Source organism: Paraburkholderia sp. SIMBA_054, from assembly GCF_046534875.1.
Taxonomy (GTDB): Bacteria; Pseudomonadota; Gammaproteobacteria; order Burkholderiales; family Burkholderiaceae; genus Paraburkholderia; species Paraburkholderia hospita.
Genome location: NZ_JAWRXV010001327.1, coordinates 1 through 250, shown reverse-complemented (window position 1 = coordinate 250; position 250 = coordinate 1). Strand labels below are relative to the sequence as shown.

The window sequence follows — 250 nt, the reverse complement described above, 5'->3', positions numbered from 1 at the left end:
AGTCCATCGGGCACTTCGAACTTCCGTTGGGGGCGCTCGCCCAGCCGGCAACGCAGCGCGATGTGGGCTGGAAGGATGATCCCTTCGCCGGAAGCCCGCTCGCAACACCGCTAGGCCATAGTCTGCAGCCCGGGCTTTTTGTTGCCCATCAGTTCAGCGTTCGCCTCAAACAACATATGCTGCTCGCGTTGGTGCCCGCCGCATGACGGCAACCGCGCGTCGATAGCCGATATCGACGCGCGCAGGCCGG

1 pseudogene is annotated in these 250 nt (G+C 64.4%); it reads left to right on the top strand.

The window, feature by feature from the left end:
- Positions 1 to 206 (top strand): annotated as a pseudogene (locus SB822_RS59385) (hypothetical protein); the annotation flags it as partial.
- Positions 207 to 250: the final 44 nt, after the last annotated feature.